Source organism: Pseudomonas sp. NBRC 111123 (assembly GCF_001320205.1).
GTDB lineage: Bacteria > Pseudomonadota > Gammaproteobacteria > Pseudomonadales > Pseudomonadaceae > Aquipseudomonas > Aquipseudomonas putida_J.
The window spans coordinates 26054-39887 of sequence record NZ_BCAZ01000054.1 but is presented as its reverse complement, the minus strand read 5'-3'; the positions used below and the strand labels follow the sequence as shown (position 1 = coordinate 39887).

Below are 13834 nucleotides of genomic sequence, written 5' to 3'. Positions count from 1 at the left end.
GGGCGGCGCTCGATCTCCCAGGCACTGCAACTTTCCCGGCGTACACCTGTAAGCCCTAACGCGCCCTAAAGCCCATTTCACCCATACAGTACAGCTTCCCGCTGTTTTTCGAGTTGACTGTATCGGCCAGTTACCCCGCATAATCCCTTCTGATTTTCATGGAGGGGTGGCATGAGCAAAACAGTCCTGGTATTGGTGGAAACCGTCGACGATTACCTGCCATTGCTCGAGCAGGCAGGTTACCGGCTGATCCGCGCGCCGTCCCCGCAACTGCGTGCCGACGCCATCCACCGCCATGCAGGTGAGATCGACGCGGTGCTCACCCGCGGCCCGCTGGGCCTGACCGCTGCGGAAATCGCCGCCTTGCCCAAGCTGCAGATCATCTGTGTGATTGGTGCCGGCTACGAGCAGGTCGACCTGGCTGCCGCGGCAGCCCGTGGCATCACTGTCACCAATGGCGCTGGCGCAAACGCCGCGACGGTTGCCGACCACACTTTGGCCCTGCTGCTGGCGCTGCTGCGCGACATTCCCCGTGCCGACGCCAGCACCCGCCGTGGCGAGTGGAACCGAGTCATCAGCCCTTCGGTCAGCGGCAAGCGCCTGGGTCTGCTGGGCCTCGGCGCGGTTGGCCTGGCCATCGCCAAGCGCGCCAGCCAGGGCTTTGACATGAACATCAGCTATCACAGCCGCACCCCTCGCCAGGACGTGCCCTACACCTGGTACGAAAGTCCGCTGCACCTGGCCGATGCCGTCGATATCCTGGTTGTTGCCACCCCCGGTGGTACCAGTACCCGCCATCTGGTCGATGCCCAGGTGCTCGAGGCCTTGGGCGCGGAGGGTTACCTGGTGAATATCGCCCGGGCCAGTGTGGTCGACACCCAGGCGCTGGTCAGTGCCCTGGAACATGGCCAGCTCGCGGGTGCCGCCCTCGATGTGTTCGATGATGAGCCCGCAGTGCCAGACGCCCTCAAGGCCCTCGGCAATACGGTCCTCACCCCCCACGTGGCCGGCCAGTCGCCCGAGGCCGCACGCGACACCGTGAGCCTCGTGCTGCGCAACCTGCAGGCCTTCTTTGCTGGCGAGCCGGTGCTCACGCCAGTCCACGCGTAACCTTTTCCAAACCCGGGCTTGCCCGGAGCACAAGGAGCGTTTGATGCAACTCGAGATCTTCCAGGTCGATGCCTTCTCCGACGAGCCTTTTGGTGGCAACCCGGCGGCGGTGATCCCGCTGCAAAGCTGGCTGCCGGACAATGTGCTGCAACGTATCGCCGAAGAGAACAACCTCTCCGAAACGGCCTACTTCGTGCGCAACGGTGCAAGCTTCGACCTGCGCTGGTTCACCCCGACCGTCGAGGTCGACCTGTGCGGCCACGCCACCCTGGCTTCGGCCTACGTATTGTTCGAACAACTCGGTGAGCAAGCCGAAGTGCTGCGCTTCAACACCCGCAGTGGCGAACTGCGGGTCAGCCGGGGTACCGACGGCCTGCTGGCCATGGACTTCCCGGCCAAGCAACCGCAAGCAGTGGATGCGCCGGCCGGGTTGCTGGAGGCGCTGGGCCTGAACGCAGCCATGGCGGTGTACCGCTCCGACGACTATGTGGTGGTGGTCGAGGACGCCGCGTTGCTCGACCCGCTCAAACCCAACTTCGTCGCCTTGTCGGCATTCGACGTGCGTGGCATCGCGGTCACTGCCGCCGGCCGTGGCTTCGACTTTGTCACCCGTTGGTTCGGGCCGCGGGTCGGCGTCAATGAAGACCCGGTCACCGGCTCTGCGCATACCTCGCTGGCGCCGTTGTGGGCCGAGCGGTTGGGCAAATCGTCGCTCAGCTGCGAACAGGGCGGGGCGCGCAAAGGGCAGTTGCATTGTGACGTTTCTGGCAATGGCCGGGTGATCATCAGCGGGCGTGCGGCGCTGTACCTGCGCGGCAGCGTATTCATCTGATCGAACGGGTGGGGGGCGGGCTCTGTGCTGTGGAGCCCGATCTATACTTGCTGGCCCAACCTGCAAGGAGCCCCACCATGACCCTGGAAAAAAGCGGCAGTTGCCTGTGCGGTGAGACCCGCCTGCGCGCCAGCGTCGACAATACCCACATCAGCGCCTGCCATTGCAGCATGTGCCGCAAATGGACCGGCGGCCCACTGCTGGTCGTGGATTGCAGCAAAGCGCCGGTCTTCGAGGGGCGGGCGCCCGCTGTCTACGACTCGTCCGATTGGGCCCAGCGTGGTTTTTGCAGCCGTTGCGGCACGCACCTTTATTACCGGCTCAAGGATAAAGACCACTATGCGGTTCCTGTGGGCCTGCTGGACGGTGACGAGGCCTGGGATTTCGACCTGCAGATCTTCGTCGAGCAGAAACCTGCCTGGTATTGCTTCGCCAACCAGACCAAGGAGCTGACTGGGGAGCAAGCGTTCGAGCAGTTCGGCTGACCTAGACCCCGCGGGATAGACCGCAAGCGAAAAGATACTTTGCCGCCAGCCCCACACAGCGGTAGCCTGCGCGCATCCACGAACAGGAGCGGGCAGTGTGAAGCGCGGTGTGATGTGTGCCGGTGGGGCCGGTGCATTGTGGGGCATGGTACTGATGGTTCCGCAGCTGCTGCCGGAGTTCAACCCGATGCTGCTGAGCAGCGTACGCTATGCGATGGTCGGCCTGATCTCGTTGCTGCTGGCCGCGCCGATGGCCCGGCAGCTGCGCCAGTTGACCCTGGCGGACGGCTGGATGTTGCTGCGCCTGGCAGTGGTTGGCAACCTGGTTTACTTCATCTGCCTGGTGGCGGCGATCCAGCGCCTGGGCGTGGCACCTGCCTCGCTGATCGTCGGGGTGCTGCCGCTGACCATTACCCTGTATGGCCGTAACGACAGCGGCGCAGTGCCGATCCGGCGGCTGGTGGGCCCGCTGGCGCTGATCCTTGCCGGAATGTTGTGCATCAACCTGGAGACGTTCGCCTTCGCCCCGGGTGATATCGGCGACAAGCTGATGGGGCTGTTATACGCCCTGGCCGCGCTGGCCTGTTGGACCTGGTACGCGGTGCAGAACAGCCGTTACCTCAAGCAGAGTGGGCATTTCGACAGCCACCAGTGGTCGGTGCTGATCGGCGTGCTGACAGGCCTGAGCAGCCTGGTGATGGTTGCCGCCCTGGCCCTATGGCAGCCGCAGCAGCTGCAGGTCGAGGCGCCGATGGCCCGTTGGTGGCTGTTCTGGGCCGCTTGCCTGGGGTGTGCGGTGCTGGGTTCCTGGTTGGCCACGGCGCTGTGGAACGCGGCGTCCAAGCGACTGCCGTTGACCTTGAGCGGGCAACTGATCGTATTCGAGACCCTGTTCGCGCTGTTGTATGCCTTTCTTTGGCGGCAAGCCGGGCCGAGTCTGCTGGAAGCGGCGGCGATCGTTCTGGTGATCGGCGGGGTGCTGTGGTCGATGCGCCAGCACGGCACGCCACGGGAGCTTGCCAAACCCGTGCATTCCTGAGAAAAGGGCGCCCTTGTATTTCAGCGTTGGAGCATGCCCATGAGCAGCGAACTGCAGATCACCGACCTCGTCGAAGGCGACGGCAAAGCGGCCGTCAAAGGCGCCCTGATCACCACCCAGTACACCGGCTGGCTGGCCGACGGCAGCGAGTTCGATTCGTCGTGGTCGCGCGGCAAACCCTTCCAGTGCGTGATCGGCACTGGCCGTGTGATCAAAGGCTGGGACCAGGGGTTGATGGGCATGCGTGTGGGGGGCAAGCGCAAGCTGCAGGTGCCAGCGCACCTGGGGTACGGCGAGCGCAGCGTGGGGGCGATTGCGCCGAACTCGGACCTCACCTTCGAGATCGAACTGCTGGAAGTGCTGACGCGGGATGATTGATTGCGCGTGCGCCAGCATGCGCTTGATTTGGGATTTGCAGCGCTTGTGAGATCGAGCGCCGCCCGCGCGGCGCATCGCGGATGAATCCGCTCCTACATCCGTTTCGGGCCAGTCTATCCTGCGCCAGATGAGTTGCCCTCCTTGCGCCAAGGCGGACGAAGGTGACTTCACAGGAATAACTGGCCCGAAACGGATGTAGGAGCGGATTCATCCGCGATGCGCCGCGCGGGCGGCGCTCAATCTCAAGAGCGCCTCAAAACTCAAGCCGAACACCTCACAGCCTTAAATATCTCTGCAACACACCTGCTCTAACCTGATCCTTGCCTAGGGAACGGCATCCACACTCAGGGAGGAACCAAACGGGCCAAGGGCACTCTGAGTCCTGCTCGTTGCCAAGGATGGCAATCACTAACACGGATGCCCTGCGGCACAGGCCGCGGGGCAATGTGGCGGGTATCCAGATACTTTTTGCCACAAGAGCCTGCCTACATGAAGTTGCCATCTTTCTTCCGACGTCGCCGCCACCTGATGCTCAGCCTGGCCCTCGTCGCCGCGGCTGTGCCGCTGGCACTGGAAGTGGTCGAAAGCCGCGCTCAACCGGTTGACGGTACCCAGACGCTGGTGTTTCTGCGCCATGCTGAAAAGCCCGGTGAAGGCCTGGGGCAACTGAACTGCCAGGGGCTCAACCGCGCGCTGGACCTGGCTACCTTGCTGCCGGAGCGTTTCGGCAAGGCGGATTATGTATTCGCGGCCAATCCCTCGCGGCATGTCGAGGAAGGCAGCCAGGACCAGAGTTACAGCTACATCCGCCCGCTGATGACCATCACGCCCAGCGCCATTCGCCTGGGTTTGCCAGTCAACATCGAATTCGCTGCCAACGACACCGACGAGCTCGCCGATGAACTGGTCAGCGAGAAGTACCGCAATGCCACGGTCTATACCGCCTGGGGCCACGGCTACCTGCCCGAACTGATCAATGCCGTGGCCGGCAAGGCGTTGGGCGACAAGCGGGTGATTACCGAAGACTGGAACGGCGACGATTTCGATACCCTCTACGTCCTCACCCTGACCTGGCACGACGGCAAGGCCAGCCTGCTCAGCCGGAACGTCCGCCAGGGTCTGAATGGCGGTGCCCATAGCTGCCCGACCTGATCCGCTGATACTGTCTTGGCAGGGAAGTCAGGGCAGGGAAGAACAATGACGCAACGGGTAACGGTAATCGGTGGTGGTGTGATCGGCCTGGCGACGGCCTATGCGCTGGTGCGCGAAGGCCTGTCGGTGGTGCTGGTCGAGGCGCGAGACCAGCTGGCCTCGGCGACCAGTTTCGCTAACGGTGGGCAGCTTTCTTATCGCTATGTAGCGCCGTTGGCCGATGCCGGTGTGCCATGGCAGGCGCTTGGCTGGCTATTGCGAGGTGACTCGCCGCTGCGCCTGCGCTTGCGCCTGGACCCGGCCCAATGGCGCTGGTTGCTGGCATTTGTGATGGCTTGCCGCCGTAGTGTCAATCACCGTAACGCCGCACAGCTGCTGGAGTTGGCCTTGCACAGCCAGGCCACCCTGAAACGCTGGCGTGAAGACGACGGCCTGAGCGATTTTGCCTGGCGTCAGAACGGCAAGCTGGTGGCATTTCGCAGTGATCGGGCGTTCGCCCATGGCCGCGAACATTTGCTCGATCCAAACAATCAGCAGGTGCTCGGTGCCAGCGAAGTCAGGGCGCTGGAACCGGCATTGGCGGATGTGCCCTTTATCGGCGCAGTGCTGACCCCGGAAGAGGAAGTCGCCGATTGCCATCGTTTCTGCGAGCGCCTGGCAGAGCGCTTGCGGGCATCTGGGCAATGCCGATTCCTGCTGGGCCGCCCGGTTACGCGCCTGATCGCCCGTGAGGATCGGGTCGTGGCATTGCAACTGGGGCTTGAGCAAAGGGAGGTCGAGCGCCTGGTGCTGTGCACCGGCCATCGAAGTGCCGGGCTGGCGCTGCCAGGGCTGCGGCTGCCGGTCTACCCGCTCAAGGGTTACAGCCTGACAGCAGCGATCGCGGCGGAACATCGGGCGCCGGAGGTCAGCATTACCGACTACGAGCGCAAGATCGTCTACGCGCGGCTTGATCAGCAGCTGCGAATAGCGGCGATGGTGGATATCGTTGGCTACGACGAAGCGGTGGATGCGCGCAGGCTCGACAGCCTGCGTCGCCAGGCACTGGAGACCTTGCCGCAGGCTGCGGATTACGCAGGGGCGGTTGAGTGGGCAGGAATGCGGCCTGCGACGCCGACCGGGGTGCCGATTGTGGGGGCCTCAGCTTACCGCAACCTGTGGCTTAACCTTGGGCATGGGGCCCTAGGGTTTACCTTGGCCTGTGCCAGCGGCGAGCGGCTGGCGCGGATGTTGTGTTGATTGTGCCGGCCCTTTCGCGGGTAAACCCGCTCCCACAGGTGTGCATCGCCTTCAAGCACGGTGAGTATTTGTGGGGGCGGGTTTATCGAGGCGTCGAACCGCCGCGAAGAGGCCGGTACGGTTGATGCAGTACTAGCGCCCGAACTTCATCGGCCAGCCCACTACCGTCTTCACCCGCGGTGTGGCATAGGTGCGCACCTTGGAAGTGCTGAGCCCCATCCGCACCAGCGACTCGGCAAGGGTTACCGCCGCGCTCACACCATCGACCACCGGCACCCCGGTACGCTGGCGGATCTGCTCATCCAGCCCGGCCATGCCGCCACAGCCCAGGCAGATCACTTCGGCCTTGTCGTCACGCACGGCCCGCTCGGCCTGCTCGACGATGGCCTCGACGGCCCGTAGCGGGTCTTGCTCCAGTTCGAGCACGGCCAGGCCACTGGCACGCACCGAGGCGCAACGGTCGTACAACCCGGACAGCTTCAGGCGATCTTCGATCAACGGTACCGTGCGGTCCAGGGTGGTCACCACCGAATAGGCGTGGCCCAGGTACATGGCGGTGCTGGCGGCGGCGTCGGTGATGTCCACCACCGGTACGTCGAGCAATTCCTGCAGGCCTTCGCGGCCATGTTCGCCGTAGCCCGCCTGAATCACCGCATCATAAGGGCCGTCGTAGGCCAGCACCCGGTCCATCACGGCGATGGCGGCCAGGTAGCTCTCGAAGTTGCCCTCTACCGATTCGGCGCCGAACCAGGGGGTCAGGCCGATGATTTCAGTGCCGGGTGCCGCGACGCTGCGCGCCTGTTCGGCGATGGCTTCGGTGATGGCTGCGGTGGTGTTGACGTTGGCAATCAAAATACGCATGGGCAGTCTTCCTTGATCAATGGCTGCTGTGGTCGACGGCGATGCACTCGCCGCTGACATCGTGGTATTGGCGGTTGCGCGGGGCGATCAGCAGGTACACCGCGGCAGCGATGCCGGCGCCGATCAGCCAGGAAAACGGTGCGATACCGTGGAAGTTCGGCACCAGCGCCAGGATGATGGCCAGCAGTGCCGCGGGCACGAAGGCGGCCACGGCGCGCAGGTTGATGCCCTTGCAGTAGTGGTAGGCGCCAGTCGGGTGCTCGGTGTACAGCTCCGGCACGTTGATGCGGCCTTTGCGCAGCAACCAGTAGTCGGCCATGATCACCCCGTACAGCGGGCCGAGCAGGGCGCCCAGGCCGGACAGGAAGTACACGATCACCAGCGGGCTGTTGTAGAGGTTCCAGGGCAGGATCAGCACCGCCAGGGTCGCGCTGATCAGCCCGGCGCGGCGGAAGTTGAGGTGGCGTGGCGCCAGGTTGCTCAGCACGAACGCCGGGGCAACGAAGTTGGCCATGATGTTCACCGCCACGGTGACGATCAGGAAGGCCAGGCAGCCCAGCACCAGGTACGCCGTGCTGGGAATGCTGGCGACGATCTGGGTCGGGCTGTCGATGATCTGGCCGTTGATCTGGAACTGCGCCCCGCACAGCACCACGGTGATCATGGCGAATACCAGGATGTTCACCGGCAGGCCCCAGAAGTTGCCGACGCGAATGGTCTTGCGGCACGGCGAGGAACGGGCAAAGTCGCAGAAGTTGAGCACCAGGGTGCCGTAGATCGCCAGCCACAGGGCGCCGCCGGCGAAGATGTTGCGCCACATCTCATAGCCGGTCAGGGGCTCGGCGACCGACCAGGCGATACGCGCATCGGCCTTGAAGTACATGAACACCGCCAGGCTGGCCACGGTCAGCAGGATCACCGGGCCGGCAAAGGCCTCGTAGCGGCGCACCATCTCCATGCCATAGGCGAGGATCACCAGCTGCACCAGCCAGATCGCCACGAAGCATACCCAGCCCAGGCTCGACAGGCCGAGGAGGCTGTCGTGGTCGTGGGCGGCGACTTGCGGCCATACGGCGGTGAGCAGCACGCGCAGTACCACCGAGGCCAGGTAGGTCTGGATCCCGAACCAGGCGATGGCGATGACCGCGCGGATCAGCGCCGGGACCTGCGCCCCGTGGATGCCGAAGGCGATGCGGCTGATCACCGGGAATGGCACGCCGGTCTTCTGCCCCATGTAGCCGGACAGGTTCATGAAGAAGTACACCAGTGCTGCGCCGATCGCCAGCGACAGCAGGATCTGCCAGCCACCCAGGCCAAGGGCGAACAAGCCCATGGCGAAGGAGTAGTTGGCAATGTTGTGCACATCGTTGGTCCACAGCGCAAAGATGCTGTAGCGGCCCCAGCGGCGGCCTTCGATACGGGTGGGCGCGAGGTCCCGGTTGTGCAGGCGTGGGCTCAGTGCGAGAGGCGGCATTTCGCCTGTGAGGGTGGAAGAGGGATTGGTGCTGGCGATGGATAGTTCAGGGGCAAGGTCGAGGCTGGTACTCATTCCGGCAGGCTCCTGATGCACGTGGACTGCGATGAGCGGGCATGCGCACGGGCTCGCCATCTCGTCGGTGCAGCTTGGCATCACTGGGTTCGGGGCGCGGCGGCCGGTGTTGGGCCGGCGTCGCGAGTTCTTGTGTATTTATGTTTTGTTGAATTTGTATACAAAACACGAACACACAAAAGCGAGTTCCATGCCAGAGAAAAACGAGTTTCAGGTGGCCATTATTTTGAATTTAACGCAGTTGATAATTAAGTTTATGAAATGAACAGAATATAAGTTGACCAAATGAACAGGTTTAATTTTTTAGTTGGCTGTTTAGTTGATCGATTGGTCAGAATTAGTTGAACTGGATGTGTAACGTATTGGGGCGTCACCTGGGAAAGTGCACACAAAAATGGCACTTATGGTGACATTTTTGTGTACAAAAAATAGTCAGTTTTTTCAGGCATGACCTCTTCGCGGGTAAGTCGGGGCGCCCGCGAACAGGCCGGTACAGGCAAAACTCAATCCATAGGCGGCAACCGCCGCTTCACCGGGCTCTTCTTGATGATCGCGGTATTGGTCTCAGCCAGCACATTGATCCGGTCGAGCAGGGTGTCGAGCTGCTCCATCGAGCGCACGTGCAGGCGCGCAATGAAGCAGTCCTCGCCGGTCACCTTGTCGCACTCGGTGAACTCGGGGATGGCGATGATCTGCCGCTCCACTTCCTGCAACTGCCCCGGCAACGGGCGAATGCGTACGATGGCCTGCAACTGGTAGCCGAAGCTGCGCGGGTCGATATCCACGGTGTAGCCGCGCAGCACGCCGCGTTCTTCCAGGCGGCGCAGGCGCTCGCTGACGCTGGGGGCAGAGAGGCCGCTGATCTGCGCCAGCGCCTTGAGCGAACGGCGCGAGTCCTCCATCAAGGCGTTGATCAGCAGTTGGTCGATGGTATCGGTCATACGCACCTCATCAGGCAATTCAGGGAACATGCCTTGATAGTAAAGGTGAAACGGCCGATATGCCTTGGATATCCGCTGGAAGGCGCACGGTGACCCTCCGCATACTATGGCCATCATCCAAGGGAGGTGTGAGATGGACAGTTCGTTGCGCCGTGGCTCGCTGGAAATGGTCGCCGCCATGCTGATTTCCGGGACCATCGGCTGGTTCGTGCTGGTGTCGGGGCAGCCGGTGCTGGAGGTGGTGTTCTGGCGCTGCGTGTTCGGTACCGGCACCTTGCTGGTGATCTGCGCGGCGTTCGGCTTTCTCAAGCCGGGTGTGATAACCCGGACGGCGTTCTTGCTGGCCATCGCCAGCGGGGTGGCCATCGTTGGCAACTGGCTGCTGCTGTTCGCTTCCTATTCAAGGGCGTCGATCGCTATCGGCACGGCGGTGTACAACGTCCAGCCGTTCATGCTGGTGGGGCTGGCAGCCTTGTTCCTCGGCGAGAAAATTACCGCAGCCAAGGTCACCTGGCTGAGCGTGGCGTTCCTCGGCATGCTGGCGATCGTCAGTGCCCATGGCGCTGGGCAGGCCAGTGGTGATGACTACTTGCAGGGCATTGCCCTGGCATTGGGCGCGGCGTTTCTCTATGCGATTGCCGCCTTGATCATCAAGCGCCTGAAAGGCACGCCGCCCCACCTGATCGCACTGATCCAGGTCGCTACCGGGGTGCTGCTGCTGGCGCCGTGGGTGAACCTTGGTGGCTTGCCTGGTGAGCCGTCGGCTCTGGCCAGCCTGGTGACCTTGGGCGTGGTCCACACCGGGTTGATGTATGTGCTGCTGTACAGCGCCATCCAGCGCCTGCCCACGGCATTGACCGGTGCGCTGTCGTTCATCTACCCGATTGCTGCCATCCTGGTCGACTGGCTGGCCTTCGGGCACCGTCTGGCGCCGTTGCAGTGGTTGGGGGTGGCGTTGATTCTGCTGGCGGCAGCGGGCATGCAGCAGGGCTGGTGGTTCCGTTCTGCACAAGTGCCGGCCAAGGGGTAGAATGGCGGCCTTTTCACTTGCTTGCGACCCGCCATGACTTCGCCGATCCACACCCTCGAACAGCACCTGCTCGCTGCCCTTGACCCTGTCCCCGCCGAAACCCGTCGCCTGTTCCACGGCCGCGGCCGTTGCTGGGAGGGCTTGGAGCAGGTCACGGTGGACTGGCTGCAAGGTGTGCTGTCGGTAGCCCTGTTCCGCGAACCGCCCCAGGGCCAGCTGGCCGAACTGGAGGCCATGCTGCGCAACCTGGCCGAACGCCCGCAATGGGCCGGCCAGGCGATCCTCATCCAGCACCGTTACCTGCCCGACAGCCCGGGCCAGTGGCTGTGGGGCGAGCCCTGCCAGCAGCGCGAGGTGGTCGAGGATGGCCTGGCCTATCTGCTCGACCTGGGCGTGCGGCAGAACAATGGCCTGTTCCTCGACATGCGTTACGGCCGGCGCTGGGTGCGGGAGCAGGCAGCGGGCAAGCGCGTGCTCAACCTGTTCGCCTATACCTGCGGCTTCTCGGTGGCGGCGCTTGCTGGCGGTGCCGAGCAGGTGGTCAACCTGGACATGGCCAAGTCGGCGCTGTCCAGGGGCCGCGATAATCATCGTCTGAACGGGCACGATCCGTCGCGGGTCGCCTACCTGGGGCATGAGCTGTTCAAGTCATGGGGCAAGGTGCGCAAGTACGGGCCTTACGACCTGATCATCATCGACCCGCCGACTTTCCAGCGCGGCAGCTTCGTGCTGACTCAGGATTACGCCAAGATCCTGCGTCGTTTGCCGGAGCTGCTGAATGAGGGCGGGACGGTGCTGGCCTGCGTCAACGACCCGGGGATCGGGCCGGAGTTTCTGATCGAGGGCATGGCCGAGCAGGCGCCGTCGCTGGCCTTTGTCGAGCGCCTGGAGAATCCGCCGGAGTTTCCCGATGTCGACCCGGCGGGTGGGCTTAAAGCCCTGGTGTTCCGCCAGCTGTGATGCTGCCTGTACCGCCCCTTTCGCGGCTAAAGCCGCTCCCACAGGGACCGCGCAGTTCTGAAACCTTGCGCCGTACCTGTGGGAGCGGCTTTAGCCGCGAAGAGGCCGGCACAGGCGACATCAGGCTGAAATCCCGCGCAGCGGCATGGGATAAACCTGGGCAAAGCTCACATTCTCGGTCTGGTCCACGCGCTTCTTCAGCCGCTCGTTGAACGCCCGGCTCACCGCATACTGCCCGCCGGAGATCGTGCGGAACTGCGCCGTCAGCACAAAACCGTTCAAGTCCATGCGATCCACCCCGAACACCTGCAGCGGCCCCTGCAGGTTGATGCGCAGCAGCGGGTCTTCGCTGATCGAATGCCCCACTTCATGGATCAGCCCCAGCGACTCGTCGACGTCGCTGTCGTAGGTGAACTGCACCGAGAAGAACGCATAGGCGAACTGCCGTGACTGGTTGGTGACTGCCTTGATCTGGCCGAACGGCACCGAGTGCACGAAGCCTTTGCCGTCACGCAGGCGCAGGGTACGGATGGTCAGGCTTTCGACGGTGCCGGCATGGCCGGAGTCGAGCACCACCCAGTCGCCGATCGAGATGGTGTCCTCGATCAGGATGAACAGCCCGGTGATCACATCCTGTACCAGTTGCTGCGAGCCAAAGCCGATGGCCAGGCCGATCACCCCGGCACCGGCCAGCAGCGGCGCAACATTGATGCCCAGGTTGGCCATGGTGGTGATGGTGCAGATGACGATCAGGATGACTTTCACCGCATTGCGCAGCATCGGCAGGATGGTCCGTACCCGAGTACTTGGCTGGCGGGAGGCGCGGCGCCCGACCGCGGGCTTGAGTGCCTCCTGGATGGCGGTATCGAGCACCACCCAGAGCAGCCAGGTGACCATCAGGATCAGGCCGATGCTCGACAGTGAATTGCTGATCACCTGGCCGAGGCTGTTGCTCAGGGCGAAATCGATCACCGAGAAGCCCCAGATGCGCCCCAGCAGTTCGATGAAGGTGACCGCCATGACGATGCGCAGCAGGGCGTGAGCGAGGCTGCGCAGCCGCTCCTTGTAGGGCCGCACGCGTTGCGCCGGGTCCGCTTCGTGTGGGGCCAGCAGGTGTTGCAGCAGGGTACTGAGGAATACGGTGGAAACCAGCAGTACCGTGGTCAGCAGGGCGTTCTGCAGTGCCTTCTGGCTTTCTGCGCCAGCGCCGAGCAGGTGGATCGCCGAGACCAGAATCATCAGCAGAATCGGCAGGTACCACACTGCCGAGAAGATGCGCAGGGTCTCCTGCACGGCACGGTGCTGTACGCGGTCCTTGTAGTTGCGATTGCGGATCAGGTGGGCGACCGGGCGGCGCAGGCGGATGACCAGGCTGGCGAAGACGATGGTGGCGGTCAGGCCGGTGATCACGGCAATACTGGCGGTGATGTTGCCGCCCAGCTGGCGGGCGATCTGCGGGCTGGTCAGGGCATCGCTCCAGGCAGCGAGGAAACCGATCAGAAACAACGGGCGCGGCGCCAGGCGCTTGATCGCCGCTACCGCCGCGCGCTTGTGGCCAGCATCGAACAGGGTGATCAGGCAGAGGATGATCGAGGTCGAGAACAAGCCACTGCTGGTCGCGTAGGCCAGGCTAAGGCCCAGGGCGCGGGCGATCGACGGGTCGAGGAAGCGGCTGACATACAGGGTCAGCGGCAGGCTGGCGAGCGCCGGTAGTGTGTAGGGCAGCAGGTAGCCAAGCAGGCTGCTGGCGCGTTGGCGTGCGCTCAGCCATGGGGTACCGGCCAGGCGTTTGACCAGCCAGCGCCCGAGGCTGGTGAGCAGGGCGAAGCTGGCGGCCCAGGCCAGTGTCAGCAGGATGAAGTTGCCGGCCAGCTGCAGCGAATCGCTGGCCGAATGGCGGTCGACCAGGCGTTCCACCTCTTGGGCGGCACGGTCGGTGCGCAGGCGCCAGGCGTCGACCAGGTGGGCATCGAGGTCGAGCTCCTGTGCGGCGCTGTCCAGGCCATCGGCCAGGGCACCCAGCAGACCGCCTTGCAGTACCGGTTCCGGTTCGGCGGGTTGTTCGTCGGCGGGGGCGGGGTCTGCGGCGAGCAGAGGGGTGCTCAGCAGGCAGCCAAGCAGTAGGGGGGAGAGAAAGCGCAGCACTGGAGTACTCCTTGGGCCGGGGTGAGCGGGGCAGGGTTACTCAAGGAACTGATTGTGATCGGGGTGGGAAAGTTCGAAGCCGTGTGTTTTCAGTGCCGGCCCTTCGCGGCTGA

13 protein-coding genes are annotated in these 13834 nt (G+C 63.8%); 9 read left to right on the top strand and 4 right to left on the bottom strand.

Annotated elements, in window-relative coordinates; all coding sequences use genetic code 11:
* The first annotated feature begins 171 nt into the window (after window positions 1–171).
* The 7 genes from APH27_RS22115 (at window position 172) to APH27_RS22085 (ending at window position 6235) form a co-directional block, all read left to right on the top strand.
* Window positions 172–1110: an NAD(P)-dependent oxidoreductase gene (locus APH27_RS22115; protein WP_060485918.1), complete on the top strand. Its 939-nt coding sequence runs from the start codon at window positions 172–174 to the stop codon at window positions 1108–1110.
* 43 nt (window positions 1111–1153) lie between these two features.
* The gene (locus tag APH27_RS22110) at window positions 1154–1942 is read left to right on the top strand and encodes a PhzF family phenazine biosynthesis protein (protein WP_060485917.1); all 789 of its coding nucleotides are present in this window, start codon (window positions 1154–1156) and stop codon (window positions 1940–1942) included.
* Window positions 1943–2019: 77 nt separating this feature from the next.
* Complete coding sequence (locus APH27_RS22105) at window positions 2020–2427, top strand: GFA family protein (RefSeq protein ID WP_027921222.1); 408 nt, start codon at window positions 2020–2022, stop codon at window positions 2425–2427.
* Window positions 2428–2524: 97 nt separating this feature from the next.
* Complete coding sequence (locus tag APH27_RS22100; RefSeq protein WP_060485916.1) at window positions 2525–3466, top strand: DMT family transporter; 942 nt, start codon at window positions 2525–2527, stop codon at window positions 3464–3466.
* 39 nt (window positions 3467–3505) lie between these two features.
* Window positions 3506–3844 (top strand): FKBP-type peptidyl-prolyl cis-trans isomerase, encoded by a 339-nt coding sequence (locus tag APH27_RS22095; RefSeq protein WP_027921224.1) that lies wholly within the window; start codon window positions 3506–3508, stop codon window positions 3842–3844.
* A 489-nt stretch (window positions 3845–4333) separates the two neighbouring features.
* Window positions 4334–4996 (top strand): hypothetical protein, encoded by a 663-nt coding sequence (locus tag APH27_RS22090; protein WP_060485915.1) that lies wholly within the window; start codon window positions 4334–4336, stop codon window positions 4994–4996.
* Between the two features lie 45 nt (window positions 4997–5041).
* Entirely contained in the window at window positions 5042–6235 is a 1194-nt protein-coding gene (locus tag APH27_RS22085; RefSeq protein ID WP_060485914.1) for a D-amino acid dehydrogenase, read from the top strand.
* A gap of 132 nt (window positions 6236–6367) precedes the next feature.
* Here APH27_RS22085 and APH27_RS22080 read toward each other — a convergent pair whose 3' ends face one another.
* The 3 genes from APH27_RS22080 to APH27_RS22065 all read right to left on the bottom strand — a co-directional run bounded on the left by APH27_RS22080 (window position 6368) and on the right by APH27_RS22065 (window position 9586).
* A complete protein-coding gene (locus APH27_RS22080; RefSeq protein ID WP_060485913.1) occupies window positions 6368–7096 on the bottom strand; it encodes an aspartate/glutamate racemase family protein in 729 nt (242 codons plus the stop codon).
* A 16-nt stretch (window positions 7097–7112) separates the two neighbouring features.
* Entirely contained in the window at window positions 7113–8645 is a 1533-nt protein-coding gene (locus APH27_RS22075) for an NCS1 family nucleobase:cation symporter-1 (protein ID WP_060485912.1), read from the bottom strand.
* Window positions 8646–9148: 503 nt separating this feature from the next.
* A complete protein-coding gene (locus APH27_RS22065; protein ID WP_027921230.1) occupies window positions 9149–9586 on the bottom strand; it encodes an Lrp/AsnC family transcriptional regulator in 438 nt (145 codons plus the stop codon).
* 133 nt (window positions 9587–9719) lie between these two features.
* Between APH27_RS22065 and APH27_RS22060 the strand changes: the two genes are divergently transcribed.
* A complete protein-coding gene (locus APH27_RS22060) occupies window positions 9720–10616 on the top strand; it encodes a DMT family transporter (protein WP_027921231.1) in 897 nt (298 codons plus the stop codon).
* Window positions 10617–10649: 33 nt separating this feature from the next.
* Window positions 10650–11576 (top strand): class I SAM-dependent methyltransferase, encoded by a 927-nt coding sequence (locus APH27_RS22055; protein ID WP_060485910.1) that lies wholly within the window; start codon window positions 10650–10652, stop codon window positions 11574–11576.
* Between the two features lie 120 nt (window positions 11577–11696).
* Here APH27_RS22055 and APH27_RS22050 read toward each other — a convergent pair whose 3' ends face one another.
* A complete protein-coding gene (locus APH27_RS22050; protein WP_060485909.1) occupies window positions 11697–13721 on the bottom strand; it encodes a mechanosensitive ion channel family protein in 2025 nt (674 codons plus the stop codon).
* Window positions 13722–13834 lie beyond the last annotated feature (113 nt).

Coding starts and splice junctions, on each gene's coding strand:
- APH27_RS22115 (WP_060485918.1), top strand. CDS start 172: ATGAGCAAAACAGTCCTGGTATTGGTGGAAACCGTCGACGATTACCTG.
- APH27_RS22110 (WP_060485917.1), top strand. CDS start 1,154: ATGCAACTCGAGATCTTCCAGGTCGATGCCTTCTCCGACGAGCCTTTT.
- APH27_RS22105 (WP_027921222.1), top strand. CDS start 2,020: ATGACCCTGGAAAAAAGCGGCAGTTGCCTGTGCGGTGAGACCCGCCTG.
- APH27_RS22095 (WP_027921224.1), top strand. CDS start 3,506: ATGAGCAGCGAACTGCAGATCACCGACCTCGTCGAAGGCGACGGCAAA.
- APH27_RS22090 (WP_060485915.1), top strand. CDS start 4,334: ATGAAGTTGCCATCTTTCTTCCGACGTCGCCGCCACCTGATGCTCAGC.
- APH27_RS22085 (WP_060485914.1), top strand. CDS start 5,042: ATGACGCAACGGGTAACGGTAATCGGTGGTGGTGTGATCGGCCTGGCG.
- APH27_RS22080 (WP_060485913.1), bottom strand. CDS start 7,096: ATGCGTATTTTGATTGCCAACGTCAACACCACCGCAGCCATCACCGAA.
- APH27_RS22075 (WP_060485912.1), bottom strand. CDS start 8,645: ATGAGTACCAGCCTCGACCTTGCCCCTGAACTATCCATCGCCAGCACC.
- APH27_RS22065 (WP_027921230.1), bottom strand. CDS start 9,586: ATGACCGATACCATCGACCAACTGCTGATCAACGCCTTGATGGAGGAC.
- APH27_RS22060 (WP_027921231.1), top strand. CDS start 9,720: ATGGACAGTTCGTTGCGCCGTGGCTCGCTGGAAATGGTCGCCGCCATG.
- APH27_RS22055 (WP_060485910.1), top strand. CDS start 10,650: ATGACTTCGCCGATCCACACCCTCGAACAGCACCTGCTCGCTGCCCTT.